Source organism: Chitinasiproducens palmae, from assembly GCF_900095735.1.
Taxonomy (GTDB): Bacteria; Pseudomonadota; Gammaproteobacteria; order Burkholderiales; family Burkholderiaceae; genus Chitinasiproducens; species Chitinasiproducens palmae.
The window spans coordinates 38,431-62,393 of the sequence record NZ_FNLO01000012.1; the positions used below are offsets into that span (position 1 = coordinate 38,431).

The 23,963-nt window shown below is 66.8% G+C and carries 20 protein-coding genes; 10 read left to right on the forward strand and 10 right to left on the reverse strand.

Features of this window, described 5'->3' with window-relative positions; translation table 11 throughout:
- The first annotated feature begins 2 nt into the window (after window positions 1–2).
- The 8 genes from BLU54_RS18050 to BLU54_RS18090 all read left to right on the forward strand — a co-directional run bounded on the left by BLU54_RS18050 (window position 3) and on the right by BLU54_RS18090 (window position 7,608).
- Complete coding sequence (locus BLU54_RS18050) at window positions 3–758, forward strand: maleate cis-trans isomerase family protein (RefSeq protein WP_091911522.1); 756 nt, start codon at window positions 3–5, stop codon at window positions 756–758.
- 1 nt (window position 759) lies between these two features.
- A complete protein-coding gene (locus BLU54_RS18055; protein WP_091911525.1) occupies window positions 760–1,590 on the forward strand; it encodes an alpha/beta fold hydrolase in 831 nt (276 codons plus the stop codon).
- A 21-nt stretch (window positions 1,591–1,611) separates the two neighbouring features.
- The gene (locus tag BLU54_RS18060) at window positions 1,612–2,658 is read left to right on the forward strand and encodes a M29 family metallopeptidase (RefSeq protein WP_091911529.1); all 1,047 of its coding nucleotides are present in this window, start codon (window positions 1,612–1,614) and stop codon (window positions 2,656–2,658) included.
- Window positions 2,648–3,283: an N-carbamoylsarcosine amidohydrolase gene (locus BLU54_RS18065; protein ID WP_091911533.1), complete on the forward strand. Its 636-nt coding sequence runs from the start codon at window positions 2,648–2,650 to the stop codon at window positions 3,281–3,283. Before BLU54_RS18060 ends, BLU54_RS18065 begins: the two co-directional genes overlap by 11 nt.
- Before the next feature lie 608 nt (window positions 3,284–3,891).
- Entirely contained in the window at window positions 3,892–5,178 is a 1,287-nt protein-coding gene (locus BLU54_RS18075) for an Nramp family divalent metal transporter (protein ID WP_091911539.1), read from the forward strand.
- A gap of 89 nt (window positions 5,179–5,267) precedes the next feature.
- Complete coding sequence (locus BLU54_RS18080; RefSeq protein ID WP_211435372.1) at window positions 5,268–5,690, forward strand: organic hydroperoxide resistance protein; 423 nt, start codon at window positions 5,268–5,270, stop codon at window positions 5,688–5,690.
- Between the two features lie 356 nt (window positions 5,691–6,046).
- Window positions 6,047–7,291, forward strand: a complete 1,245-nt coding sequence (locus BLU54_RS18085; RefSeq protein ID WP_235838019.1) for a phospholipase A — start codon at window positions 6,047–6,049, stop codon at window positions 7,289–7,291.
- 104 nt (window positions 7,292–7,395) lie between these two features.
- The gene (locus tag BLU54_RS18090; protein WP_091911548.1) at window positions 7,396–7,608 is read left to right on the forward strand and encodes a DUF1289 domain-containing protein; all 213 of its coding nucleotides are present in this window, start codon (window positions 7,396–7,398) and stop codon (window positions 7,606–7,608) included.
- Window positions 7,609–7,810: 202 nt separating this feature from the next.
- On the opposite strand, the gene BLU54_RS18095 is transcribed toward BLU54_RS18090, so the two are convergent.
- The 7 genes from BLU54_RS18095 to BLU54_RS18125 form a co-directional block, all read right to left on the reverse strand.
- The gene (locus BLU54_RS18095; protein ID WP_091911551.1) at window positions 7,811–8,848 is read right to left on the reverse strand and encodes a peptidylprolyl isomerase; all 1,038 of its coding nucleotides are present in this window, start codon (window positions 8,846–8,848) and stop codon (window positions 7,811–7,813) included.
- Between the two features lie 10 nt (window positions 8,849–8,858).
- On the reverse strand, window positions 8,859–9,539 hold the full coding sequence (gene narI / locus BLU54_RS18100) for a respiratory nitrate reductase subunit gamma (RefSeq protein ID WP_091911553.1): 681 nt from the start codon (window positions 9,537–9,539) through the stop codon (window positions 8,859–8,861).
- A 3-nt stretch (window positions 9,540–9,542) separates the two neighbouring features.
- On the reverse strand, window positions 9,543–10,397 hold the full coding sequence (gene narJ / locus BLU54_RS18105) for a nitrate reductase molybdenum cofactor assembly chaperone (protein WP_091911555.1): 855 nt from the start codon (window positions 10,395–10,397) through the stop codon (window positions 9,543–9,545).
- Window positions 10,398–10,400: 3 nt separating this feature from the next.
- Window positions 10,401–11,939 carry a nitrate reductase subunit beta gene (narH, locus tag BLU54_RS18110; protein ID WP_091911558.1) on the reverse strand — a complete coding sequence of 513 codons (1,539 nt, stop codon included), beginning with the start codon at window positions 11,937–11,939 and terminating at the stop codon, window positions 10,401–10,403.
- An 11-nt stretch (window positions 11,940–11,950) separates the two neighbouring features.
- Complete coding sequence (locus BLU54_RS18115) at window positions 11,951–15,715, reverse strand: nitrate reductase subunit alpha (protein WP_091911785.1); 3,765 nt, start codon at window positions 15,713–15,715, stop codon at window positions 11,951–11,953.
- Window positions 15,716–15,822: 107 nt separating this feature from the next.
- A complete protein-coding gene (locus tag BLU54_RS18120) occupies window positions 15,823–17,238 on the reverse strand; it encodes a NarK family nitrate/nitrite MFS transporter (protein ID WP_211435373.1) in 1,416 nt (471 codons plus the stop codon).
- Window positions 17,231–18,541, reverse strand: a complete 1,311-nt coding sequence (locus BLU54_RS18125; RefSeq protein WP_091911563.1) for an MFS transporter — start codon at window positions 18,539–18,541, stop codon at window positions 17,231–17,233. Before BLU54_RS18125 ends, BLU54_RS18120 begins: the two co-directional genes overlap by 8 nt.
- A gap of 232 nt (window positions 18,542–18,773) precedes the next feature.
- Here BLU54_RS18125 and BLU54_RS18130 point away from each other — a divergent pair, with 232 nt between their 5' ends.
- Window positions 18,774–20,594, forward strand: a complete 1,821-nt coding sequence (locus tag BLU54_RS18130; protein ID WP_091911566.1) for a histidine kinase — start codon at window positions 18,774–18,776, stop codon at window positions 20,592–20,594.
- The gene (gene narL, locus BLU54_RS18135) at window positions 20,591–21,226 is read left to right on the forward strand and encodes a two-component system response regulator NarL (protein WP_091911568.1); all 636 of its coding nucleotides are present in this window, start codon (window positions 20,591–20,593) and stop codon (window positions 21,224–21,226) included. The genes BLU54_RS18130 and narL overlap by 4 nt, the downstream gene beginning before the upstream one ends.
- A gap of 54 nt (window positions 21,227–21,280) precedes the next feature.
- Here the strand turns inward: narL and BLU54_RS18140 are convergent, their stop codons facing one another.
- The 3 genes from BLU54_RS18140 to BLU54_RS24580 form a co-directional block, all read right to left on the reverse strand.
- Window positions 21,281–22,873 carry an ABC-F family ATPase gene (locus BLU54_RS18140; protein ID WP_091911571.1) on the reverse strand — a complete coding sequence of 531 codons (1,593 nt, stop codon included), beginning with the start codon at window positions 22,871–22,873 and terminating at the stop codon, window positions 21,281–21,283.
- A 67-nt stretch (window positions 22,874–22,940) separates the two neighbouring features.
- Window positions 22,941–23,903, reverse strand: a complete 963-nt coding sequence (gene ldcA / locus BLU54_RS23850; protein WP_170845220.1) for a muramoyltetrapeptide carboxypeptidase — start codon at window positions 23,901–23,903, stop codon at window positions 22,941–22,943.
- Window positions 23,888–23,963: hypothetical protein (locus BLU54_RS24580; protein WP_211435380.1), on the reverse strand; the 76-nt coding region annotated here is incomplete at its 5' end. The genes BLU54_RS24580 and ldcA, both read right to left, overlap by 16 nt.

Genomic DNA, 23,963 nt, shown 5'->3' on the forward strand with positions numbered 1-23,963 from the left:
ACATGACAGCAAAGTCCTACCGCATCGGCCAGATCGTCCCCAGCTCGAACACGACGATGGAGACCGAAATTCCGGCCATGCTGCTCGCCCGTCAGAGCATCGAGCCGGAACGCTTCACCTTCCATTCGAGCCGGATGCGGATGAAGAAAGTGGTGAAGGAAGAGCTGGCTCAAATGGACGCGGAGTCGGACCGCTGTGCGGTCGAGTTGTCCGACGCACGCGTCGACGTGCTGGGCTACGCATGCCTGGTCGCGATCATGGCGATGGGCCGAGGCTATCACCGCGTGTCGCAGGAGCGGCTGCAGGCGCACACCGCCGCCAATGGTGCCGACGCTCCGGTCATCACCAGCGCGGGCGCACTGATCGAAGGACTGAAGACGATCGGCGCGAAGCGCGTCGCGATCGTCGCACCGTACATGAAGCCGCTGACCGAACTGGTGGTCGACTACATCCGGCACGAAGGCTTCGAAGTGGTCGACTACATCGCACTGGAGATCGCCGACAATCTCGAAGTCGGTCGGCACGATCCGGCCCGCTTGCCCGAGATCGTCAAGAAGCTGAACCTCGACGGCGTCGACGCCATCGTCCTGTCGGCGTGCGTGCAGATGCCGTCGTTGCCTGCGATCGCGCAGGTCGAGGCGATGACCGGCAAGCCCGTGGTGACCGCCGCGGTGGCCACCGCCCACGCGATTTTGAAGCAGCTCGGACTGCGCCGGGTGGTGCCGGGCGCCGGCGCCCTGCTCTCGGGTGCGTACTGACATGTCGGCCTATCTCTACGGCGGCAACGTCAACGCCAACGGTATTCGCCAACACTACCTGCGCTACGGCGGCGCACGGCCAGGCCGCGATCCGGTCGTGATCGTGCCGGGCATCACCAGTCCGGCCGTCACGTGGGGCTTCGTCGGCGAGCGTTTCGGGAAACAGTTCGACACCTACATCCTTGACGTACGGGGACGCGGTCTGTCGAGCGCGTCGGACACGCTCGACTACAGCCTCGATGCACAGGCTGCCGACCTGCTCGGCTTCCTCGACGCAATGGACCTGCGGCATGCGAGCGTGCTCGGCCACTCGATGGGTGGGCGCATTGCACTGCGCGCGGTGCGGCACGGCAAGGCCGACGGCCGCGCGGCGCGCGTTGCGCGGATCGCGCTCATCGACCCACCCGTGTCCGGGCCGGGCCGCCGTCCGTACCCAGCACAATTGCCGTGGTACGTCGACTCGATGGCGCTGGCCCGCGGAGGCATCGACATGGAAGGCATGCGCCAGTTCTGCCCGACCTGGAGCCAGGAACAGTTGCGCCTGCGTGCGGAGTGGCTGCATACCTGCGACGAGCGCGCAATCCGCGCCAGCTACGACGGCTTCCACGCCGATGACGTGCATGCCGACATGCCGCTGGTGACACAGCCGGTCGTGCTGATGGTGGCCGGCCGGGGCGACGTGGTCCGCGAGGACGACATCGCCGAGTTGCGCGTGCTGATGCCGCAGCTCGCGTTGGCCAAGGTTCCGGACGCCGGCCACATGATCCCGTGGGACGACGAGGAAGGCTTTTACCGCGCCTGCGGCGACTTCTTCGGCGCGCCGCTCGCCTGAGACCCAATTGGAGGCACACGCATGCCAATCAGCGACTATCAACTCGTCGAGGCCTGGAAGGAGGTCCTCACGCTGTCCCGTCTCGAGCCCGGGCAGTCGGTCACCATCCTCACCGGCGCAGCCACCCATCCGCAAACGCTCGCATGCGCACTGATCGCGACGCAGTCGATGGGCGCGATCGTCAATCGGCTCGACCTGCCGCCGGTGAACGGCGAAAAGGCTTTGTCGCGCGATGCGCTGGCCTATCTCGGTGAAACGCCGCTCACCGGCAATCATGCCGCCATCGCCGCGTTGAAGGCGAGCGACCTGGTGCTGGACTTGATGACGCTGCTGTTTTCCCCGGAGCAGCATGAGATCCTCGCCTCTGGCACAAAGATCCTGCTGGCCGTGGAACCGCCGGAAGTGTTGGTCCGGATGACGCCGACGCTGGCGGATCGGACGCGCGTGCTGGCGGCGACCAAGCGCATCGAGAACGCGCGCGAAATGCGCGTGACGTCGGCGGCCGGCACCGATCTGACGTGTCCGATGGGCGAGTTCGCGGCCATCGCCGAGTACGGTTTCGTCGACGCGCCCGGTCGCTGGGACCACTGGCCGAGCGGCTTCGCGCTGACCTTCCCCGACGAAGGCGGCGCGAACGGTCGCATCGTGATCGACCGCGGCGACATCCTGCTCCCGCAGAAGCGTTACTGCAGCGAGCCGATCGTACTGACCGTCGAAGCGGGCTACGCGCGCAGGATCGAAGGCGGCGTGGACGCCGACCTGTTGCGTGAGTACATGGCGTCGTTCGGCGATCCGGAAGCGTTCGCCATCTCGCACATCGGCTGGGGCCTGCAGAAGCGTGCGTACTGGTCGACCCTCGGCCTCTACGATCGCGAGGCCACGCTGGGCATGGATGCGCGTGCGTTCGACGGCAATTTCCTGTTCTCGCTCGGACCGAACAACGAAGGCGGCGGCAAGCGCACGACCGCATGCCACATCGATGTTCCGCTGCGACGCTGCACTGTCGCATTGGATGGTGTCGAAGTGGTGCGCAACGGCAAGACCGTCGAGGCGCGTGATGACCACTGAAACAAAGGAAGCGACATACGCGCGCCAGGGTTTCGGCAGTCTGTTGGAGATCGACGGCCGACTCGGACTGTTGATCATCGACTTCGTCAACGGCTTTGCCGATCCCGCCGTGTTCGGTGGCGGCAACATTGCCGACGCGATCGAACGAACGGTCCCGCTCCTGCGCGCCGCGCGCGAGATGAAGTGGCCGATTGCGCACAGCCGTATCGTGTACGCCGACGACGACTCGGACGCGAACGTGTTCTCGCTGAAAGTGCCCGGCATGCTGACGTTGAAGGAGCACTCGCCGGCCAGCGCGATCGTGCCGGAACTGGCCCCGGCGCAGGGCGAGCTGGTGATTCGGAAGAACGTTCCATCGGCCTTCTTCGGCACCTCGCTCGCGGCGTGGCTCGCAATGCGCGGCGTCTCGACGCTTGTCGTCGCGGGGTGCGTGACCAGCGGCTGCGTGCGCGCAAGCGTCGTCGATGCGATGCAATGCGGCTTTCGTCCGGTGGTACTGTCCGACTGTGTCGGCGACCGCGCGCTGGCGCCGCATGAGGCAAGCCTCTTCGACATGGCGCAGAAGTATGCGTCGGTGATGCGCTCGGCGGCCCTGATGGAGAGGCTGGGCCACCCGGCGGTCTAGCCTCAACCTGCGCAATGCGGACCGGCTCTCGCGCCGCGCTGCGCCGGCACGCATCCGGCGCGCGCTGCGAGGCAGCCGCGCCGGCCATTGCGGCGGAACCGGACACGGGGTCCTGCGCAACGGGCGCCGGCGACGAGCGGCATGGCGCCGGCCATGCCGCTGCCGGTCGCCCCGAAGCTGCGCGAAAGCCGGCGATCCCGGCCCGAGGGCACGGCATCTGCCTGCCGCACGCGGTCGTCGCTCGTCGACCCCCGCCGCTACGCAAGCGCCTGCCCGCACGATCCATCATCGTTGCTGACGCCGCGCCGCCTGCCGCGACAGCGCGCTTTCGTTCGGACCGCCCGGCGTATCTTAAGAAGCAAGCGCAAGTGCGCGCGCAACGGCGTCTCGGCGGATCGGCGCACCGACGTCGCTGCAATGCGGCCTAGCCCAAAGCCTGCGTGACGCGGGACGCGTGACGGGAGGCGGTTCAGTACGCACGCCGCAGCCGCGGGAACGCCCTTTGCGTCGCAAGTCAGTCGCTGCTGGCTATCGCATCGATCAAGGTGGGCTATTTCCTATCGCGCCTTTTTTTCGATAGCATGTTGCTATTGGAGAGGATTGGCGCAATGAACGTTTTGCAAGGCACCGTCGAAGCAGTCCAGCGCCCGCAGGCGCGTCCACCCACACGCCGTTGGTTTTCGTTCCTCGGCGCGGGCGCCATGGTTGCCGTGGGCTACATGGACCCAGGCAACTGGGCGACCGATCTGGCCGCGGGCGCTCAGTTCGGTTACAACCTGCTGTTCGTCGTGTTGGTGGCCAGCGTCGCCGGCATGTTGCTGCAGTGGATCGCTTCGCGCGTGGGTCTGGTCACCCGCCGCGATCTAGCCGAACTGTGCCGCGAGTACTGTGGACCGAAAGTCGCGACCGCCCTGTGGCTCGCGGCTGAAGTCGCGATTGTCGCTTGCGACGTGGCCGAGGTGGTCGGCAGCGCGGTGGCGCTTCAGCTCTTGCTCGGCATTTCGCTGACGAGCGGTGTACTGCTCTCGGCGATCGGCACGATCGCCCTGCTGTCCCTGCGCTCCCTGGGCGCCCGCGCGGTCGAGATCGCGATTACCTTCCTGATCGTTTTTGTCGCCGCGTCGCTGGCGGCGCAACTGGCTGCCGCCCACCCCGACTGGCATGCCGTGGCAGCCGGCGTCCGCCCGTCGCCGGAATTGCTTCGTCACGCGGGCATGGTCTGGCTGGCAGCGGGGATCCTGGGCGCGACCGTGATGCCCCACAACCTGTATCTGCATTCCGCGCTGGTCAAACGGCATGCGCCGGACGGCATGCCGAGCCAGATCCGTCTGGCTTTGCGCAGCGTCAACATCGATACGATCGGCGCCCTGGTGTTTGCCTTCCTGATCAACGCGGGCTTGCTGGTCGTCGCGGCCGCGGTGTTCCACGAAGCGGGACAGACGCAGCTGGACGATCTGGCCGAAGCGCACCGGCTGCTCACCCCCTTGGTCGGCGCCGGCTGGGCAGGGCCGCTGTTCGCCGCCGCACTGTTGGCATGCGGCCTGAACTCGACAGTCACTGGCACCCTCGCCGGACAGGTGGTGATGGAGGGCTTCACCCGCTTGCGCATCCGGCCATGGCAGCGTGCCCTGCTGACGCGTGCGCTCGCGCTCGCGCCGGCACTCGCCGCGGTCGCGTGGTTCGGCGACGGCAGCTCGAATCGCCTGTTGGTCAGCAGTCAGGTGGTGCTCTCGCTACAGTTGCCGTTGGCGATCGTACCGATGATGATTTTCGCGACTCGGCCTTCCCTGATGGGGCCGTGGCGGGTGCGCGGCCTGCCGCTGGTCGCGGCATGGGCCTTCACCGGCGGTCTCGTGATCCTCAACGGCGCACTGCTCTGGCAGACGCTCGCCTAGTGCGCAAGGGCCACCGCTTGCGGGCCCGCTCCCTGGAGCAAGTTGTTCCCAACGCAAGCCCCGATTAATCGCCCACAAAGGAGATGACAATGGCAACCAAATACACCGGCATCGCCACCAGCACCGGCGGACGCGACGGACGCTCCCGCTCGGACGATGGCACGATCGACCTGAAGCTGACCGTCCCGAAAGGCCTCGGCGGCGCCGATGCGCCAGGGACCAATCCCGAGCAGTTGTTCGCGGCTGGCTATTCCGCCTGTTTCCTCGGCGCGCTGAAACTGCTGGCCGGCAAGGACGGCGTGCGCATCAGTCCGGACGCGAAGGTGACGGCCGAAGTCTCGATCGGCGACGCCGAGGGCAAGCCGGGTTTGGCGCTGTCGACCGTGCTGCGCATCTCGTCGCCCGGCACCGACCGCGCGGCACTGGAAGCCGCGGTGCAGAAAGCCCATGAGTTCTGCCCGTATTCACGCGCCACGCGCGGCAACATGCCGGTGGAACTGGTCATCGAATAAGGCCGCCGGCGCCCGTCGGCGACCGACCCTGGTCCGCCGACGGGGCGTCGCCACAACCGCCGGGCGAACCGCTGGATGAGCCGCCCGGTAAGCCGCCCGGTAAGCCGCCCGGTAAGCCGCGCCGGCCGCGCGCGTGGCGGCCGGGCAACGTCGGAAGACAGCGTTACGGGTATAGTCGTGCCACGCGCCGGCCGGAGCCGGCGCTCGCTGTTCCGCCTTTCCGACGTAAGGACCCGATGACCGCCCGCCTCGCCCCTTCCGACGCCCCAGCCGGCGTCGCAACCCCGCTCGTTCAACGACTTCGCACGCACCGCCGGGCGGGCCCGCCGCTGCGCGCGACATCACTCCGCGCTGCAGTGCTGGCAACGACCGCGTTGGCGGCCGCCGGGGCGCGGGCGGACGTTGCGGTCGTGCAGCCGCCGGCCGTGGTTGCCGCCGACCAGCCGCTCACGGTCACGTTGGTCTTTTCCCACGATGATGCCAACGGGCGGGTCCAGCGTTTCGACGTGCCGCCGACCATCGCGGTGGCCGTGCAACAAGGCGACAGCGAAGCGGTGCAGACAGTGACGCTTCAGCGTGCCGGCAATGCGCCGGCGCAACTGGCGCTGCATACCGGCGGCTTCCGCAAGGTCGCGTACACGGCGAGCTGGCCCGACCGGCTGCGCGGTGCGGTCAGGGTGCAAGTGGCGGGCTACAACACGGCGCCGGCGCTCGTCACGCTCGATCGCGGGCGCCGACAGGACGAGACCGTCGCCGACAACCAGGCGCAGCGCGAAACCGCGCCGCCGCCCGCCGGGATCGCCGCCGCCCCGGAAGCGGCCAGCGGCGCGGCGGTGGCCGCCGCCGGGGCACCGGTGGCAACCACTGCGGGTGCCCAGCCGCTGCCGGAAAGCCGCCTGTCGTTCTACGAACCGTTCTATGTCGGTGTGGGACGCAACGGCGACACGAACGCGCGGTTCCAGCTGAGCTTCAAGTACCGCGTCATCATGCCGGCCGATCCGCGCTCGCGCGCGCTTTTCGACAACCTGTACTTCGGCTACACGCAGACCTCGATCTGGGACCTGAGCGCCGAGTCCCGTCCGTTCCGCGACACCAGCTACAAACCGTCGCTGTTCTATTACGTGCCGGACCTGGGCATCAAGTCCAGCTGGTTTGAGTCGCTTGGCGTCCAGGCCGGCCTGGAACATGAATCGAACGGTCGCTCCGGCGAGCGGTCGCGCAGCATCAACACCGCGTACGTACAGCCGATCGTGCGTTTCGCGATGCCGGCCGCGACGCAACTGACCTTGATGCCGAAGTTCTATTACTACCTCCAGAAGAGCGAGAACCCAGACATCATGGCGTATCGCGGCTTCGCCGACCTGACATTCAAGTATGGTCGTCCGGACGCGCTTGAACTGCGCACCACGCTGCGCAAGGGCAACCACGCCTGGAACGGCAGCGTCGATGCACAGTTGACCTATCCGCTCCAAAAACTGCTGGGCGGCGCCTGGGGCGGCTACCTGTGGCTCGGTTACTTCAACGGCTACGGCGAAGACCTGCTGGATTACAACGGGCGTCAGCACTGGAACGTGCGGATCGGCTACAGCATCGCGCGCTGACGCTTGCCCGCACCGGCGGCAGGGGCAATGCCCGGCGGCCTGCCTTGCGATAATGTCTGCCTGCCTGCTCACCGGCCGCTTGGCCACGCCCGCTGGAGTTCCCGATGTCCGACCTGCACGACCGCCCCGACAGCCCCTGCATCGGCATCTGCTCGACGTTGTTCGACGAGGTTTGCCAGGGCTGCGGACGCACCGCGCTCGAGGTGTCGAACTGGGTGTTCATGAACGAGGCCGAGCGGCGCGCGGTGTGGGACCGGATCGAGCGCGAGGGCACGGCCATCCGCTTCCGCCGGCAGGCGGCGGCCGGCCAGCGCTAACGCCGCGCCGCATCGCCGCGCCCGCCAGACAATAGCGAGCAATGTCGAGCAATCTGGAACGCTTGCGATCGGTTCGAACCTCTTTCGTCCCGTTTCGATCCGTTTCGACCTGCTTTTCGACATTTCGTCCCGCTTCGCCACCCGTCGTCCTCCCTTGACCGCTCTCGACGCGAGGCCGGCCGTCGAATTCGCCAGCGACGCGCTATTGCAGCAGCGGCGAAGTCGCACCGTCGATTGCCACGCCCTCGATGTGCGCCGCGCCGACCAACATCGCCAGATACTGCGAGACGGCGCGCCGCCAGACCGATTCGGCCAGTTGCCTGCGTATCGCCTCGCGGACTGCCTCGAACGGCAGTGCGCGCCCTTCCATGCGCTCGTCGACGATAACCACGTGCACGCCATAGCGGCTCTCGATCGGATGCAAGCACAGGCCGCACGGCAGTGCGAACAGCGCGCGCTCGAACTCCGGCACGGTCTGTCCCTTGCTGATCTGGCCAAGCGCGCCACCCTGCTGCCGTGACGGACAGTCGGAATGCGCACTGGCCAGTGCCGTGAACGGCGCGCCGTCGCGTAACCTGCCAAGCAGGTCCACGGCCTGCGCTCTGGCGCGGCTGCGCGCCGCGGCGTCGGCCGGCGCACAGGCCAGCAGGATATGACGCACGGCGAGTAGCGGCGCGGTGCGGAAGCGGTCCCGGTTGGCCTCGTAGTAACGCAGCACTGCCCGCTGCTCCACGTCGGGCAGAGCCACCTCGCGGGCCAGCAACGCGCGCGTGCGAGCTTCCTCGTGGGATTCGCCGGCATGAGATTCGGAGCCGTCATGCCATGCCGACGCAGCATCGTGACGGTCCTGCGCGGCACCGGCGGCGCCCGCGCCGACGGACTGACACGCTTCGTCGGCGAGATCATGCGCCTGCCAGGCCCGCGCCGGTGCTGGCGGATCGATGCCCAGCGCGTGCGCGCGCTGCCGCAGCAATTCGCGAATCGCCAGCGCGACCGAAGCCTGTTGCAGCGCTGTCTCGCGATCGCCAGCCGGATGGTATTGCAATTCGGCGGCAAGCTCGGCCGTCGAGATCTCGACCCCGTTGACGCGCAGCGGTCGCACGGCCGGGCCGGTGTCGCGAGGCGCCGGGGCTTCGGACAAGGCCGGCACCGCATGCAGCGGGATCGTCGTCCGGCGTCTTCCCGTATCGCCGCGCGCGGCGTCGAACTCGCTCACGGTGGCGTCGTTGCAGCAACTCATGATTGTCTCCTCAGGCCCGCTGCCGAACAATCTGATAGCGCCGCATCAGATACCAGACCGGCGCACTGAGGAAATGCACCAGCCGCGTGAAGGGGAACAGCACGAACAGCGTCAGTCCGAGGAACACATGCGCCTTGTACACGAGGCTGGTGGCCGCGATTGCCTCGGCTGCCGCGTAGGGACGCAGCGTCACGATGTTCTGCGCCCAGGCACCGAGCAACAGCATGACCGAGCCATCGAGGTGTTCCGTCGACGCGAAGATGGTCGCCAGGCCGAGCAGCAGTTGAACCAGCAGCACCAGCAGGATCATGATGTCCGAGAACGTCGAGCTCTTGCGCACGCGCAGGTTCGTCAGGCGACGCCATGTCAGCATCGTGAGCCCGACCAGCGCGAGGACGCCGAAAAACCCGCCGCTGACCATCGCCAGCATCTGCTTGTGCGCGCTGCTGATCAGATGATGATAGAGCGCGGGCGGCGTCAGCAGGCCGACGAAGTGTCCGGCCAGAATGAACAACACGCCAACGTGGAACAGGTTGCTCGCCACGCGCATGTGACGGGGCGCAAGCATCTGGCTCGAATGTGCCTTCCAGGTGTATTGCGCCAGATCGAAACGCGCCCAGCAGCCCAGCAGCAGCACGGCGACCGCAACATACGGATAGACGCCGAACAGCAGGAACGAAAGTTTGTCCATGATTCAACTCCGGGCCGCTTCGGCCCCTCGGGTTCTGACGAAATCCACCCAGTGCATCGGCACCGCGATCGGCTCGGGCAGGCCCTGAGCCGCATGCGCCGCATGAGCCACATGAGCCGCGTGCGGCTCGGGAGGCTCGGCCGGCATCGGAGGCGGGCCGCCGGCGCGCTCGGTGGATGCGCAGCCGCTTGCGCAGCCCTGCTGGCCAGCGGCGAGAAAACTGACCTGCTCCTCTGCCCAGGCGCGATCGAGGGCTTCCAGCGAATCGTCATCCTGTGCCGCGTGGGCCCCGGCGCCCTGCCCGAGCGGTCCATCGACGGAGGCGTCCGCGGCGTCGATGGCGTCGACGCCGTCAGCGTGGCCGGCGATGTCGAGCAGCGCCCGGAAGATCGTTGCGTACGGGCTCTGCCGCTCGTCAAGCCGCTTGGCCAGCAGCGCCAGCAGATGCGCGACGTCCGCGAGCCCTTCGCACGCGCCGGCGGCGTCGCGCGTCGACAGGAATTCGAGATACAGCGGGATGTGGTCGGGCAGCTCGTTGCGCCCGATCGCGAAGCCCGCCGCGTGATAGTGCGCGAGCAGATCGACCATCGCCTGGCCGCGATCGCGCGACTCACCGTGCACGTGCTCGAACAACAGCAGGGACAGGTGCCGGCCGCGGTCGAACAGCCCGTCGTAGCGCTCCTGCACGTCGAGCAGATCGTTCATCGTCAGCTCGTCGAGCAGGGCCAGCAGTGCCCGTCGGCGATCCGGCCCGATTTCCCGCGCCTGCCGGATGGCGTCGGCCAGCGCCTCGCGCCCATCGACCAGTTCGCTGCACGGATAGTCCAGCAGCAAGGACGCGACTTTCAGAATTCGCATCGCTCATTCCTCCCACAGTTGGACGGTCTTGACGGCATCGCGGCGCGTGGCCTTGCGCGCGCCGAACATGTTTACCTCCGAAGTGCCGCTGCAGCCGCTGCCGAAACTGAAGCCGCAGCCGGAGCGCACGGCAAACGCATCACTCGCCGCTTCCTCCCGATGCGCGCTCGGTATCACGTAGCGATCCTCGTAGTTCGCGATCGCGAGATAGCGATACATGTCCTCCACTTGCGCCTCGCTCAAGCCGACATCGTCGAGCACGGCCAGATCGCGCACGCCGTCGACCTGCTGCGCACGCTTGTAGGCGCGCATCGCCAGCAGGCGCTTGAGCGCCAGGCGCACTGGCCGCTCGTCGCCGGCAGTCAGCAGGTTGGCCAGGTAGCGCAGCGGAATGCGCAGGCTGTCGACATCGGGCAGGCCGCCGGCCATCGCGACCTGGCCGGTGGCGGCCGCGTTCTGGATCGGCGACAGCGGCGGCACGTACCAAACCATCGGCAAGGTGCGGTACTCCGGATGCAGCGGCAGCGCCAGTCGCCAGTCCACTGCCAGCTTGTACACCGGCGAGGCCTGCGCGGCCGCGATCACCGAGTCGTCGATGCCGTCCCGGCGCGCCTGGGCGATGACCTCGGGATCGAATGGATCGAGAAAGATTTCCAGCTGTTTCTCGTACAGGTCCTGCGTGCTCTCGGTGGCGGCAACCTCGCGGATGCGGTCCGCGTCGTAGAGCAGCACGCCCAGATAGCGGATGCGGCCGACGCAGGTTTCCGCGCAGACGGTCGGCATGCCGGCCTCCACGCGTGGATAGCAGAAGATGCACTTCTCGGACTTGCCGCTCTTCCAGTTGTAATAGATCTTCTTGTACGGACAGCCGCTGATGCACATGCGCCAGCCGCGACACTTCTCCTGATCGATCAGCACGATGCCGTCCTCCTCGCGCTTGTAGATCGCGCCGCTCGGGCACGATGCCGCGCACGCCGGGTTCAGGCAGTGTTCGCACAGCCGCGGCAGGTACATCATGAAGGTGTTCTCGTACTCGCCGTAGATGTCGGCCTGCACCTTCTCGAAATTGCTGTCGCGGCGTCGCTTGGCGAACTCGCCGCCGAGAATTTCCTCCCAGTTGGGGCCCCACTCGATCTTCTCCATGCGTTCGCCGGAGATCGCCGAGCGTGGCCGCGCCACCGGCTGATGCTGACCGAGCGGCGCGGTGTGCAGCTGCTGATAGTCGAAATCGAACGGCTCGTAGTAGTCATCGATGGACGGCAGATCGGGATTGGCGAAGATGTTGGCCAGCACGCGGAACTTGCCGCCGATGCGCGGCCGGATCGCGCCGTCGGCGTGGCGAACCCAGCCGCCGTGCCACTTGCCCTGGTCTTCCCAGGCCTTCGGATAGCCGATGCCGGGCTTGGACTCGACATTGTTGAACCACGCGTACTCCATGCCCTCCCGGCTGGTCCAGACGTTCTTGCAGGTCACCGAGCAGGTGTGGCAGCCGATGCATTTGTCGAGGTTCAAAACCATGCCGACTTGCGAGCGAATTTTCATGATCGCGCTCCTTACTCGATGTCAGTGGGCAATGGGCGCGGCAACGCGTCGCCGTCGGTGCCGTCGAGCCAGTCGACGCGCGCCATCTTGCGGACCACGACGAACTCGTCGCGATTGCAGCCCACCGTGCCGTAGTAGTTGAAGCCGTAACTCTGCTGCGCGTAACCGCCGATCATGTGCGTCGGCTTCAGCACCACGCGCGTGACGGAGTTGTGGTGGCCGCCGCGGTTGCCGGTGGTCTCGGCGCCCGGCACGTTCACGATCCGCTCCTGTGCGTGGTACATGACGACCATGCCTTCCTTGATCCGCTGACTCACCACCGCGCGCGCGGTCAGCGCGCCGTTCCCGTTGAACGCCTCGATCCAGTCGTTGTCCTCGATGCCGGCGCGCTGCGCATCGCGCTCCGACAGCCAGACGATCGGACCGCCACGGCTCAGCGTGAGCATCAGCAGGTTGTCGCTGTACGTGCTGTGGATGCCCCACTTCTGATGCGGCGTGATCCAGTTCAGCACCAGCTCCGGCTGACCGTTCGGCTTGCGTCCCGAAATGTGCTCGGTCGAGCGTGTAGCCACCGGTGGGCGATAGCTCATCAGTTGCTCGCCGAACGCCTGCATCCACGGATGGTCCTGGTAGAACTGCTGGCGACCGGTCAGCGTGCGCCATGGAATCAGCTCGTGCACGTTCGTGTAGCCGGCGTTGTAGCTCACATGCTCGCTCTCGATGCCAGACCAGGTCGGACTGGAAATGATCTTGCGCGGCTGGGCCTGGATGTCGCGGAAGCGGATCGCCTCGTGTTCGGAGGATCGGGCCAGGTGGGTGTGGTCGCGCCCGGTCATCGCCGAGAGCGCCTGCCAGGCCTTCACTGCAACATGCCCATTGGTCTCGGGCGCCAGCGACAGGATCACCTCGGCGGCATCGATGGCCGACTCGATCTTCGGCCGCCCCTCGCTCACGCCCACATCGCGCACCCGGTAGTTGATGTCGCCGAGCAGCGCGACCTCGTCACGGGTGTTCCAGTTGATGCCCTTGCCACCGTTGCCGAGCGTGTCGAGCAGCGGACCGAGCGAAGTGAACTTCCGATAGATGTTCGGATAGTCGCGCTCCACCACGACCATGTTCGGACAGTTCCGGCCAGGCTGCGGCGGCTCGCCGGCGGTCTTCCAATCCATTCCGCCGAACGGCTGGGCGAGTTCGCCGGGTGTGTCGTGTTGCATCGGCTGGGTGACCAGGTCCGACTCGATACCCAGATGCCCCTCCGCAAGTTCGGAGAAGGTGCGCGCGATGCCCTTGTAGATCTCCCAGTCGGAGCGCGACTCCCATGCGGGGTCGATGGCCGCCGAGAGCGGATGGATGAACGGATGCATGTCCGACGTGTTCATGTCGTCCTTCTCGTACCAGGTCGCGGTCGGCAGTACGATGTCCGAATACACGCAGGTCGACGACATCCGGAAATCGAGCGTGGTGACCAGGTCCAGCTTGCCGATCGCGCCTTCCTCTAGCCACTCCGCCTCGCTCGGCTTGACGCCGTCCGCCTGCCGGCCGAGATCCTCGTTCATCACGCCGTTGCGGGTGCCGAGCAGGTACTTCAGCATGTACTCGTGGCCCTTGCCGGACGACCCGAGCAGGTTCGAGCGCCAGATGAACAGGTTGCGCGGGAAGTTGGCCGGCTTGTCGGGCTGTTCGCAGGCGAAGCGCAGCGTGCCGTCCTGCAGCGACTTCACGACATAGTCCCTGCTGCTCATGCCCGCCGCCGCCGCATCGCGGGTGATCTGCAACGGATTGCGGTCGAGCTGCGGCGCGCTCGGCAGCCAGCCGGCCCGTTCCGCCCGGATGTTGTAGTCGAGCATGTGCTCCGGGAAGCGCGACTTGTCGGCCAGCGGCGACAGGATCTCGTGCGCGCTCATCTTCTCGTGGCGCCACTGCGAGCTGTGGTTGTAGAAGAAGCTGGTGCCGTTCATCTGCCGCGGCGGCCGGCTCCAGTCCAGCCCGAACGCCAGCGGCAGCCAGCCGGTCTGGGGGCGGAGCTTTTCCTGTCCGACGTAGTGCGCCCAGCCGCCGCCGCTCTTGCCGATGCAGCCGCACAACATGAGCATGTTCACCGCGCCGCGGTAGTTCATGTCCATGTGATACCAGTGGTTGACCGCGGCGCCGATGATGATCATCGCGCGCCCCTGCGTCTTGTCGGCGGTTTCGGCGAACTCGCGCGCGACCATGATGACCTTGTCGCGGCTCACGCCGGTGATGCGCTCCTGCCATGCCGGCGTACCCGGCACAGTCGCGTCGTCGTAGTCCGCGGCAACGTTCGCACCGCCCAGCCCGCGGTCGATCGCGAGGCTGCCCGCCATCAGGTCGAAGACGGTGGCCACCCGCACCGTGCTGCCGTCGGCGAGCGTGATCGTGCGCACGGGAAGTCGGCGGAACTGGACCGCGTCGCCGGCAACGTGCTCGAAATGCTCGTGCGTCTGCCCGCCGAAGTACGGATAGGCGACATCGGCGGTTTCCCCGCCGTCGATCAGGCTGAGCGCGAGGTCGGTCTCGCGGCTCGCGCCGCCTTCCCGCGCCTCGATGTTCCACTTGCCTGTCTCGCCCCAGCGATAGCCGATCGCGCCCTGCGGCGAGACCAGCTCGCCGGAGCGGCTGTCGAGCGCGATCGTCTTCCAGTCCGGGTTGTTGTCCTGCCCGAGATTGCCGGCGAGGTCGGACGCGCGCAGGAAGCGCTCGGCGCGCAGGCCGCCATCGATCTCGGCAAGGGTGACCAGCATCGGCAGGTCCGTATAGCGCTTCACGTAATCGCGGAAATACGCGCTCGGCCGGTCGAGGTGGAACTCCTTGAAGATCACGTGCGTGAACGCGAGCGCCAGCGCGGCATCGGTGCCCTGCTTCGGGTTCAACCAGAGATCGGTCAGCTTCGCCACCTCGGCGTAGTCCGGCGTGATCGCGACCGTCTTCGTGCCCTTGTAGCGCACCTCGGTAAAGAAATGCGCATCGGGCGTGCGCGTCTGCGGCACGTTCGAACCCCATGCCAGGATGTACGCCGCGTTGTACCAGTCGGCCGATTCCGGCACGTCCGTCTGTTCGCCCCAGATCTGCGGCGAGGCTGGTGGCAGATCGCAATACCAGTCGTAGAACGACAGGCACACGCCGCCGATCAGCGACAGATAGCGGCTGCCCGCCGCATAGCTGACCATCGACATCGCGGGAATCGGCGAGAAGCCGACCACGCGGTCGGGGCCGTACTGCTTGACCGTGTAGACGTTGGCCGCGGCGATGATCTCGTTGGCTTCGTCCCAGCTCGATCGGATGAAACCACCGAGGCCGCGCGCGCGCTTGTACGACTGCGCCTTGACGGGGTCTTCGACGATGCTGGCCCATGCCAGCACCGGGTCCGCGTGCGTGCGGCGCGCCTCGCGCCACAACTTGAGCAGCGGCTTGCGGATCTTTGGATACTTGAGCCGGTTCGCGCTGTAGATGTACCAGCTGTAGCTGGCACCGCGCGGGCAGCCGCGCGGCTCGTGATTCGGCAGATCGGCGCGGGTGCGCGGATAGTCGGTCTGCTGCGTCTCCCAGGTGATCAGACCGTTCTTCACGTATATCTTCCACGAGCACGAGCCGGTGCAGTTCACGCCATGCGTGGAGCGCACGATCTTGTCGTATTGCCAACGCGACCGGTACACATTCTCCCAGTCGCGGGATTCCTGGCGCGTCTCGCCGTGACCGTCGGCGAATTCGCCCTGCTTGCGGGTGAAGAAGCGCAATTGATCGAGCAGATGGCTCATGATGTTTTCCTTGTGCCGGACTGGCGCCGGCTCGCTCGCTGCGATGCGCCGCCCGTGCGGTCGCACCGTCAGCAGGTGTGCTGCGGGGACGGTTCGCTAAGACGGGCTCAGCAACGCACCTCGGCGCGCCGGCGGGCGTACCACCACCATGTCGCCGCCACGCACGTGGCGTAATAGGCGACGAACGCGAACAACGCACCCTCGGCGCTGCCGCTGACCGACAGCGACAGGCCGAACGCCTGCGGGATGAAGAAACCGCCGAACGCGCCGACTGCCGAGCTGAAGCCGACCACGGCCGCCGCTTCCTTGCCGGCCTCGCGCATTGCCTGCTCGGCGCTCGCCTCGCCGCGTGCCGCGCGCCGGTTCCATTCGGTGCGGAAGATGACCGGGATCATGCGGAAGGTGGACCCGTTGCCGAGCCCGGCAAAGAAGAACAGCAACACGAACGCGCCGAGGAAGCCCCAGAAATTGCCGGCGGCAGCGCCGTGCGGCAGGAACACCAGCACCGCCCCGATCAGCGCCGCCATTACCACGTAGTTCCACAGGCTGATCACGGCGCCGCCGAAACGGTCCGCCAGCCAGCCGCCGAGCGGACGGCTCAGCGCACCCACCAGCGGGCCGATGAACGCGTACTGCAGCGGATTGATGGCTGGAAACTGTGTCTTGCTCAGCATCGAGAACGCCGCCGAAAAGCCGATGAAGGAACCGAACGTGCCGAGGTAGAGCCAGCACATCACCCAGTTGTGCTTGCGCTTGAAGATCACCGCCTGCTCGGCGAGCGAGGCGCGCGCGCTGGCCAGGTCGTTCATGCCGAACCAGGCGAGCAGCGCAACGACGGCGAGCAGCGGCACCCAGACCAAGCCGGCGTTCTGCAGCCACACGGCTTCGCCGGTGGCACCGTGCTGTGCCGCGCCGCCCCACGCGCCGTACACCGCGATGCCGGCGACGAGCGGCGCGACGAACTGCAGCAGCGACACACCGACATTGCCGAGCCCGGCATTCAGGCCCAAGGCCGTGCCCTGCTGGTCCTTCGGAAAGAAGAAGCTGATGTTGCACATGCTCGATGCGAAGTTGCCGCCGCCGATGCCGCACAGCAACGCGATTGCCAGGAACACCCCGTACGGGGTGTGCGGATTCTGTACGGCCACGCCGAGCCAGACGCACGGCACCAGCAGCGCGGCGGTGCTCAGGGCGGTCCAGCGGCGTCCACCGAACACCGGCACCGCGAACGAGAAGAAGATGCGCAGCGTCGCGCCCGACAATGACGGCAGCGCGGCGAGCAGGAACAACTGCTGGTCGGTGAACCGAAACCCGGCACTGTTCAAACGGACGGCAACCACGCTGAACAGTGACCATACCGCGAACGCCAGCAGCAGCGCCGGGATCGAAATCCACAGGTTGCGGGTCGCGACGCGTCGCCCGGTACTGGCCCAGAACTGCGCATCCTCGGGCCGCCAGTCATTGATCAATGGCCCGCGCGGGGCGAGCGGCATCTGCCTACCTGCGGCTTTTGCGCTAGTCATGTCGTGAATCTCCTTTCGACGGGGATGGGGATGCGGCGCCAACGGCGCGTCCCAGGACGGCGGTACGGCGGATCTCGCCGAGGTACATCCAGGCGAGCGAGACGGACACCACGCCGTACAGCAGCATGAAACAGGAGGAACGCACGCCGGTCAGGTCGACCAGCATGCCGAACAGGATCGGCAGGACGAAGCCGCCCAGACCGCCGGCCAGGCCGACGATGCCCGACACGACGCCGATGCTGGTGGGATAGTCGTCGGCCACGTACTTGAGCACCGAGGCCTTGCCGAATGCAAAGGCGGTGCCGAGCACGAAAATCAGCGCGGTGAAGGCCATCGCATCGAGGCGGATGGTGAAGCCCAGCGAACCGTCGACGGTCGCGATGCTGACGTGCGAAGGCGGATACGACAGCAGGAACAGGCAGGCCCAGGCCACCCAGAGCACCCACCAGGTGACGGACTGGGCACCCCAACGGTCGGACGCCCAGCCGCCAACGGCGCGCAACACGCCGCCGGGCAGCGAAAAGCAGGTCGCCAGCAGCGCGGCCGTCCGCAACGACATGCCGTACTCCTGAACGTAGTACTGCGTCATCCACAGCGCCAGCGCGACATAGCCGCCAAACACGATCGAGTAGTACTGGCTGTACCGCCACACGGCGGGGTCGCGCAGCAGCGCGAGCTGCGCGCGCAACGTCGCACCCTGCCCTGCATCCGGACCGTTGCGCACGCCCTGCGTGCGCTGTGCCCCGCGCCCCGGCGTCAGGCACCAGAACGCAAGCGCGGCGATCAGCAGCGTCGCGGCGTAGACCTTGGGAACGAGTTGCCAGGTGCCGACGGCGATGATCGCGGGCGCGGTGAACTTGGTGAGCGCGGAGCCAGCGTTGCCGGCGCCGAAGATGCCCATCGCGAGGCCTTGATCCGCGCTGTCGAAGCACTTCGCGACATAAGCGATACCAACCGAGAAGGAGCCGCCAGCAAGTCCGAGCAGCAGGCCCAGCGTCAGGAACTGCCAGTAGCGAGTGGCTTCGCCAACCAGATAGACTGGCAGCACGCACGCCAGCATCAGGAAGAAGAAGACCGGGCGCCCGCCGAAGCGATCGGCCACCATGCCGAGCGGCAGCCGGACCAGCGAACCGGTCAAGACCGGCGCCGCGGCAAGCAGGCCGAACTCGGTTTCGCTCAATTGCAGCAACTGTTTGATCGGCACGCCCAGCACGGCGAACATCATCCACGTCATGAAGCAGATGGTGAAGGCGGTGGTGCTGATGCCGAGCACGAAATATTGTGCGGTCTTGCGTGTTGCCATGATGCGCTGTCCAACGTAACGACTTGATTCGTACACTAAGGGGCCGGGCTTTTCGCCGATTGACCTGCATCAAGACGTGGTGGGCCGCCCCCCCGCGCGCGTTCCTGCCCCTACCTCGTTGGAGGTAGTGGCAGCACTGAAGAAATTCCATGCGGCTCAGTGCCTTATCATGCGTGGGACGCCCGCGCGGCAACGCCGTTCGGGCCGGCGATTATTTAGGAGTAGGACGAAGATGAGAGGGTGGTTGGGCCGGTCGATCCTGTTCCGGGCAGGCCTCGCAGTCAGCGTGATCGCCCTGCTCGCGCTATCGAGCGCGTTCAGCGGCGCGGCGATCGCGTGGTTCAGCGCTGGCGACGCGGCCGCGATCAACACGGCAGGCTCGTTGCGAATGGCAACCTACCGCTTGAGCTGGCGCCTGGACCAGCACCTCCCGCCACGGGAGATGGCGGCGCTGCGCGACGACTTCGAGGCGCGCCTGGAAGGCACTGCGCTGCGATCCGTGCTGGACGGCCAAGCGGACGCGCCGCTGGACCGTGCCTATGCGGGACTGGTGCGACGTTGGCACGAGCAGCTTGCGCCGGCGCTGATCGGCAACGACACGGCGACCTACCAGGACAACGCCGACGACTTCGTCGCGCAGCTGGACGACTTCGTGCTGCAGTTGCAACGACGCAGCGAACGCAAACAACAGTGGCAGCAGACGATCCAGGGTTGTGCTCTTGTCGCCACCGTGATCATCCTTCTGCTCGGCCTGCATCAATTGCACGCCGGGGTGCTGGCACCGTTGCACGAACTGCTGCGGGTCACGCGACGCTTTCGCAACGGCGACCATCGCGCCCGAATCCGCTATGCGTCGAGTGACGAACTGGGCCAGGTTGCCCAGGGATTCAATGCGATGGCCGAGGCAATCGAAACGTCGCACCGCACACTGGAACAGCGCGTCGCAGCGGAAACCGAACATCTCGCGCGCGCCAACGCAGCATTGCAATTGCTCTACCGGAGTGGCCGCGGCATCGCTGCCGAGCCGGCCGACGCGGGCTTCTTCCAGACGCTGCTCGACAGCTTCCAACTGCATCTGCCGGGATTCGGTCTGAGCCTGCGGCTGCACGGCAACGGCAAGGACGACATACCGATCGTGATCCACGGCCGGGCACCCCGGGCCAGCCCCGGCTCGGGCGACGGCAGCGCTGGCGCGCCGGGCGACGCGTCCGCGGCGCCGGCGCTACTGGTTTATGCGATATCGAGTCAGAAGCGCGAGGTCGGCGAACTGTTGGCCTGCTTCACCGAGCGTCAGCCGCCCCGGCGCTGGGAACGCGAGCTGATCCAGGCCCTCGCCGACCTAATCGGTACGGCCTTCTCGTTGGAGCGACGCCGGCTGCAGGAGCACCAGTTGATTCTTTTCGAGGAGCGGGCGATCATCGCGCGTGAGCTGCACGACTCCCTCGCCCAGGCGCTGGCCTATATCAAGCTGCAGGTTGCGCGCCTGCAGAGCATGATCCGGCGCGGCGATGACGAGACGGCGTTGCAAACGGTGTCCGACGAAATCCGCGAGGGGCTCAACGACGCTTACCGTCAGTTGCGCGAATTGCTCGTCACCTTCCGACTGAAGATCCACGAGGGCGGGCTGGCCCAGGCGCTGGCCGAGGCGGTCGACGAATTCGGCCGCCGCGGCGGCTTCGCGGTGACGGCGCAGATCAGGCCGCTGGCGTTTGCGCTGTCGGGTGCCGAGGAAATTCATCTGCTGCAGATCTTCCGCGAGGCGCTGTCGAATTGCGTCGCCCATGCGCGCGCGGCGCACGTCTGGGTGACCTTCGAACAAGTGGGCGCCGAACTCGTGCTTCAGATCGAGGACGACGGCGTCGGTCTGTCCGACGATTTCGACCAACGCCACCACCACGGCCTGACGATCATGCGCGAGCGCGCGGCCACGTTGGGCGCCCGGCTGGCCATCGCGGCACGGCAGCCGTCGGGCACGCGCGTGCGCCTTGCGTTCGGCCCCCGTTTCCTGCGGACTGCCGACCGCCCTACCGCCGACCTCCGGAACCCGCCATGACGGACGACCGCCACACCATTCTCCTGGTCGACGACCATCCGATGATGCGCCGCGGCATACGCCAGCTTCTCGAGCTGGAGGACGACCTGCGCGTGTGCGGCGAGGCGGGCGACGGCGAGGCGGCGCTGGCGCTGGCCGATGAATTGGCGCCGCAGTTGATCCTGCTCGACAACAATATGGCGCGCCTGAACGGCGTGGAGACGCTGCGGCGCCTGCGTCAGAACGGCTACGCCGGGAAAGTGCTGCTGTTTACCGTTTCCGATGCCGAAGACGACGTCCATGACGCGCTCAGGCTGGGTGCCGACGGCTATCTGCTGAAGGACATGGAGCCGGAACACCTGGTGCGGGAGATTCGCAATGCGCTGCGTGGCGAACTGGTGGTCAGCCCGTCGCTGGCGAAAGTGCTTGCGCAGGGGCTACGCGCGCCGCGGCCGGCAACCCAGCAGGAACTGACCGAGCGCGAACGGCAGGTGCTGCGGATGGTGATGGCAGGCAACAGCAACAAGGTGATCGGCGCCCGGCTCGGCATCACCGAGGGCACCGTCAAGGTCCACATGAAGAATCTGCTGCAGAAACTGAAGCTGCGCTCCCGCGTGGAGGCGGCGGTCTGGGCGCTGGAACACCTGACGTAGCGGCAGGACCGGGCGCGGCCGGGCCACCGCTCGCGGGCGGCCCGGCCGGCGCGGTCAGTTGATGCCCTGCGACTGCAGGTATTCCTCGTAGGTACCGCGGTAGTCGACGACCGTGCCGTCGTTGCGGACTTCGATGATGCGGCGCGCCAGACCGCTGACGAACTCGCGGTCGTGCGAGACGAACACCAGCGTGCCCGGGAAGCGGTCGAGCGCGGCCTGCAGCGACTCGATCGACTCCATGTCCATGTGGTTGGTCGGCTCGTCCATCATCAGGACGTTGTGGCGGCCGAGCATCAGCTTGCCCCAGATCATTCGGCCCTTCTCGCCACCGGACAGCACACGCACCGACTTGCCGATGTCGTCGCTGCCGAACAGCAGACGGCCCAGCGTGCCACGCAGCACCTGATCGTCGTCGCCTTCCTGCGCGAACTGGCTGATCCACTCGGTGAGCGTCGTGTCCTTCGGGAAGGCCTCGGTGGTGTCCTGCGGCATGTAACCGACGCTCGCGTTCTCGGCCCACTTCAGGCTGCCCGCGTCGAGCGGCAGGTCGCCAAGCAGCGCGCGCAGCAGCGTGGTCTTGCCCGCCCCGTTCTCGCCGATGATCGCGACCTTCTCGCCGGCCTGCACCGTCAGGTCGAGGCGCTCGAAGATCGGGCGGTCATAGCGCTTGCTCAGCGCCTCGCCGGTGACCGCCAGATTGTGCAGCTTCTTCTCGAACTCGAAGCGGATGAACGGGTGCTGGCGCGAGGACGGCTTGACGTCCTCGATCTTGATCTTGTCGATCTGCTTGCGGCGGCTGGTCGCCTGGCTCGCCTTGGACTTGTTCGCCGAGAAGCGGCGCACGAACTCCTGCAGCTCGGCAATCCGTTCCTTGGCCTTCGCGTTCGCGCTGAGCAGGCGCTCGCGCGCCGCCGTCGACGCTTCCATGTACTCGTCGTAGTTGCCCGGATAGACCTTCAGCGTGCCGTAGTCCATGTCCGCCATGTGCGTGCAGACCTGGTTCAGGAAGTGGCGATCGTGCGAGATGATGATCATCGTCGAGTCGCGCTGGTTCAACACGTTCTCGAGCCAGCGGATCGTGTTGATGTCCAGGTTGTTGGTCGGCTCGTCGAGCAGCAGGACATCGGGGTTCGAGAACAGCGCCTGGGCAAGCAGAACGCGCAGCTTCCAGCCGGGCGCGACCGCGCTCATCGGTCCCTGGTGCTGTTCGATCGGGATGCCGACGCCCAGCAGCAGTTCACCGGCGCGCGCTTCGGCCGTGTAGCCGTCGTATTCGGCAAACTTCGCCTCCAGGTCGGCCGCCCGCATGTAGTCGTCGTCGGTCGCCTCCGGGTTGGCGTAGATCGCGTCGCGTTCGCTCATGGCCTGCCACATCTCGACGTGACCCATCAGCACCACGTCGAGGACGCGCAATTCCTCGTAGGCGAACTGGTCCTGCTTCAGCTTGCCCAGACGCACGTTCGGGTCGAGCATGACGTTGCCGCCGCTCGGTTCGAGGTCGCCGCCGAGGATCTTCATGAAGGTCGACTTGCCGCAACCGTTCGCGCCGATCAGGCCATAGCGATTACCGTCGCCGAACTTTACCGAGATGTTCTCGAAAAGCGGCTTGGGCCCGAACTGCATTGTGATGTTGGCAGTGGACAGCACCTGTGTTTCCTCTTGAGATGAGCGGGACGCCGCACCGGCGACCCGCGTCCTTGTTCCGAAAAATTCGTCAGCGCAACGTCGGGTAGCCCGACAGCGTCAGCGTGAAGGCGCCGCGCGCATCGTGCGCGCCCGCGCGCAGCACCGCGTCGCCGCCGAATGGCAGTGTCAGCAAACTCGGCACATGGCCGAAGTCGAGGCCGGTGACGATCGGGATGCCGCTCACGTCACCGATCTGCCGCAGCGCGGACGCCACGTCGTAGCCGTTGTCATAGGCCGTTTCCCGCCACTGGGTGAAGCGGCCGACCAGCAAGGCCCGCTGCCGCTGCAGCACACCGGCCAGGTGCAACTGGTAGAGCATGCGCTCCAGGCGGAACGGCTGCTCGGCCACATCCTCGACAAACAGGATGCCACCATCGATCTTCGGCATGAACGGCGTGCCGATCGTCGAAACCAGCATGGCCAGGTTGCCGCCCCACAGCGTGCCGCTCACGTCGACATCGGGCTGGCGCGGCTCGGTGCCGGTCACCGTGTAGGTGGGCTGCCCGAGAATGCCCCAGAACTGGCGCATGGCCGATTCGTTCAACGTCTCGGCACCGAAGTCGCCGTGCAGCATCGGGCCGCCGAAGGTCTTGATGCCGGCTTGCGCATACAGCGCGAGTTGCAGCGCCGTCACGTCGCTGTGCCCGACCAGCGCAAACGGCTGGTCGCGCAGACGTTCGCCAAGCGCGCCATAGTCCAGGCCGTGCAGCAGGCGCTGGGCGCCGTAACCGCCGCGCAGCGCCAGCGCGATGTCCGGCAGCGCGCGGCGCGGATCGGCCAGCCGGTTCAGGTCGGCGGCCCGCTCCGCATCGGTGCCGGCGAAGCGTTCGAAACGGCGCTCCGTGGCTGCCACGTTATCGACCCGATGACCGAGCGCGGTCAGCCGCGCGACCGCGCGCGGCGGCGCGTCGGGATCCTGCGCATAGCCCGACGGCGCGAAGATGTAGATATCGCGAGGCTTGGCCTCGCCCGGTGTCAACTGCTCTGGCATGAAAACTCCCCTGCTGTTCCTGCTGTTCCTGCTGTTCCTGCTGTTCCTGCTGTTCCTGCT

Bases quoted from the DNA above. Each gene is read 5' to 3' on its own strand.
- BLU54_RS18055 (WP_091911525.1), top strand. From the start codon at position 760: ATGTCGGCCTATCTCTACGGCGGCAACGTCAACGCCAACGGTATTCGC.
- BLU54_RS18065 (WP_091911533.1), top strand. From the start codon at position 2,648: ATGACCACTGAAACAAAGGAAGCGACATACGCGCGCCAGGGTTTCGGC.
- BLU54_RS18125 (WP_091911563.1), bottom strand. From the start codon at position 18,541: ATGGCAACACGCAAGACCGCACAATATTTCGTGCTCGGCATCAGCACC.
- BLU54_RS18115 (WP_091911785.1), bottom strand. From the start codon at position 15,715: ATGAGCCATCTGCTCGATCAATTGCGCTTCTTCACCCGCAAGCAGGGC.
- BLU54_RS18050 (WP_091911522.1), top strand. From the start codon at position 3: ATGACAGCAAAGTCCTACCGCATCGGCCAGATCGTCCCCAGCTCGAAC.
- BLU54_RS18075 (WP_091911539.1), top strand. From the start codon at position 3,892: ATGAACGTTTTGCAAGGCACCGTCGAAGCAGTCCAGCGCCCGCAGGCG.
- BLU54_RS18080 (WP_211435372.1), top strand. From the start codon at position 5,268: ATGGCAACCAAATACACCGGCATCGCCACCAGCACCGGCGGACGCGAC.
- narJ (WP_091911555.1), bottom strand. From the start codon at position 10,397: ATGCGAATTCTGAAAGTCGCGTCCTTGCTGCTGGACTATCCGTGCAGC.
- BLU54_RS18095 (WP_091911551.1), bottom strand. From the start codon at position 8,848: ATGAGTTGCTGCAACGACGCCACCGTGAGCGAGTTCGACGCCGCGCGC.
- narH (WP_091911558.1), bottom strand. From the start codon at position 11,939: ATGAAAATTCGCTCGCAAGTCGGCATGGTTTTGAACCTCGACAAATGC.
- BLU54_RS18120 (WP_211435373.1), bottom strand. From the start codon at position 17,238: ATGACTAGCGCAAAAGCCGCAGGTAGGCAGATGCCGCTCGCCCCGCGC.
- ldcA (WP_170845220.1), bottom strand. From the start codon at position 23,903: ATGCCAGAGCAGTTGACACCGGGCGAGGCCAAGCCTCGCGATATCTAC.
- BLU54_RS18060 (WP_091911529.1), top strand. From the start codon at position 1,612: ATGCCAATCAGCGACTATCAACTCGTCGAGGCCTGGAAGGAGGTCCTC.
- BLU54_RS18130 (WP_091911566.1), top strand. From the start codon at position 18,774: ATGAGAGGGTGGTTGGGCCGGTCGATCCTGTTCCGGGCAGGCCTCGCA.
- narL (WP_091911568.1), top strand. From the start codon at position 20,591: ATGACGGACGACCGCCACACCATTCTCCTGGTCGACGACCATCCGATG.
- narI (WP_091911553.1), bottom strand. From the start codon at position 9,539: ATGGACAAACTTTCGTTCCTGCTGTTCGGCGTCTATCCGTATGTTGCG.
- BLU54_RS18090 (WP_091911548.1), top strand. From the start codon at position 7,396: ATGTCCGACCTGCACGACCGCCCCGACAGCCCCTGCATCGGCATCTGC.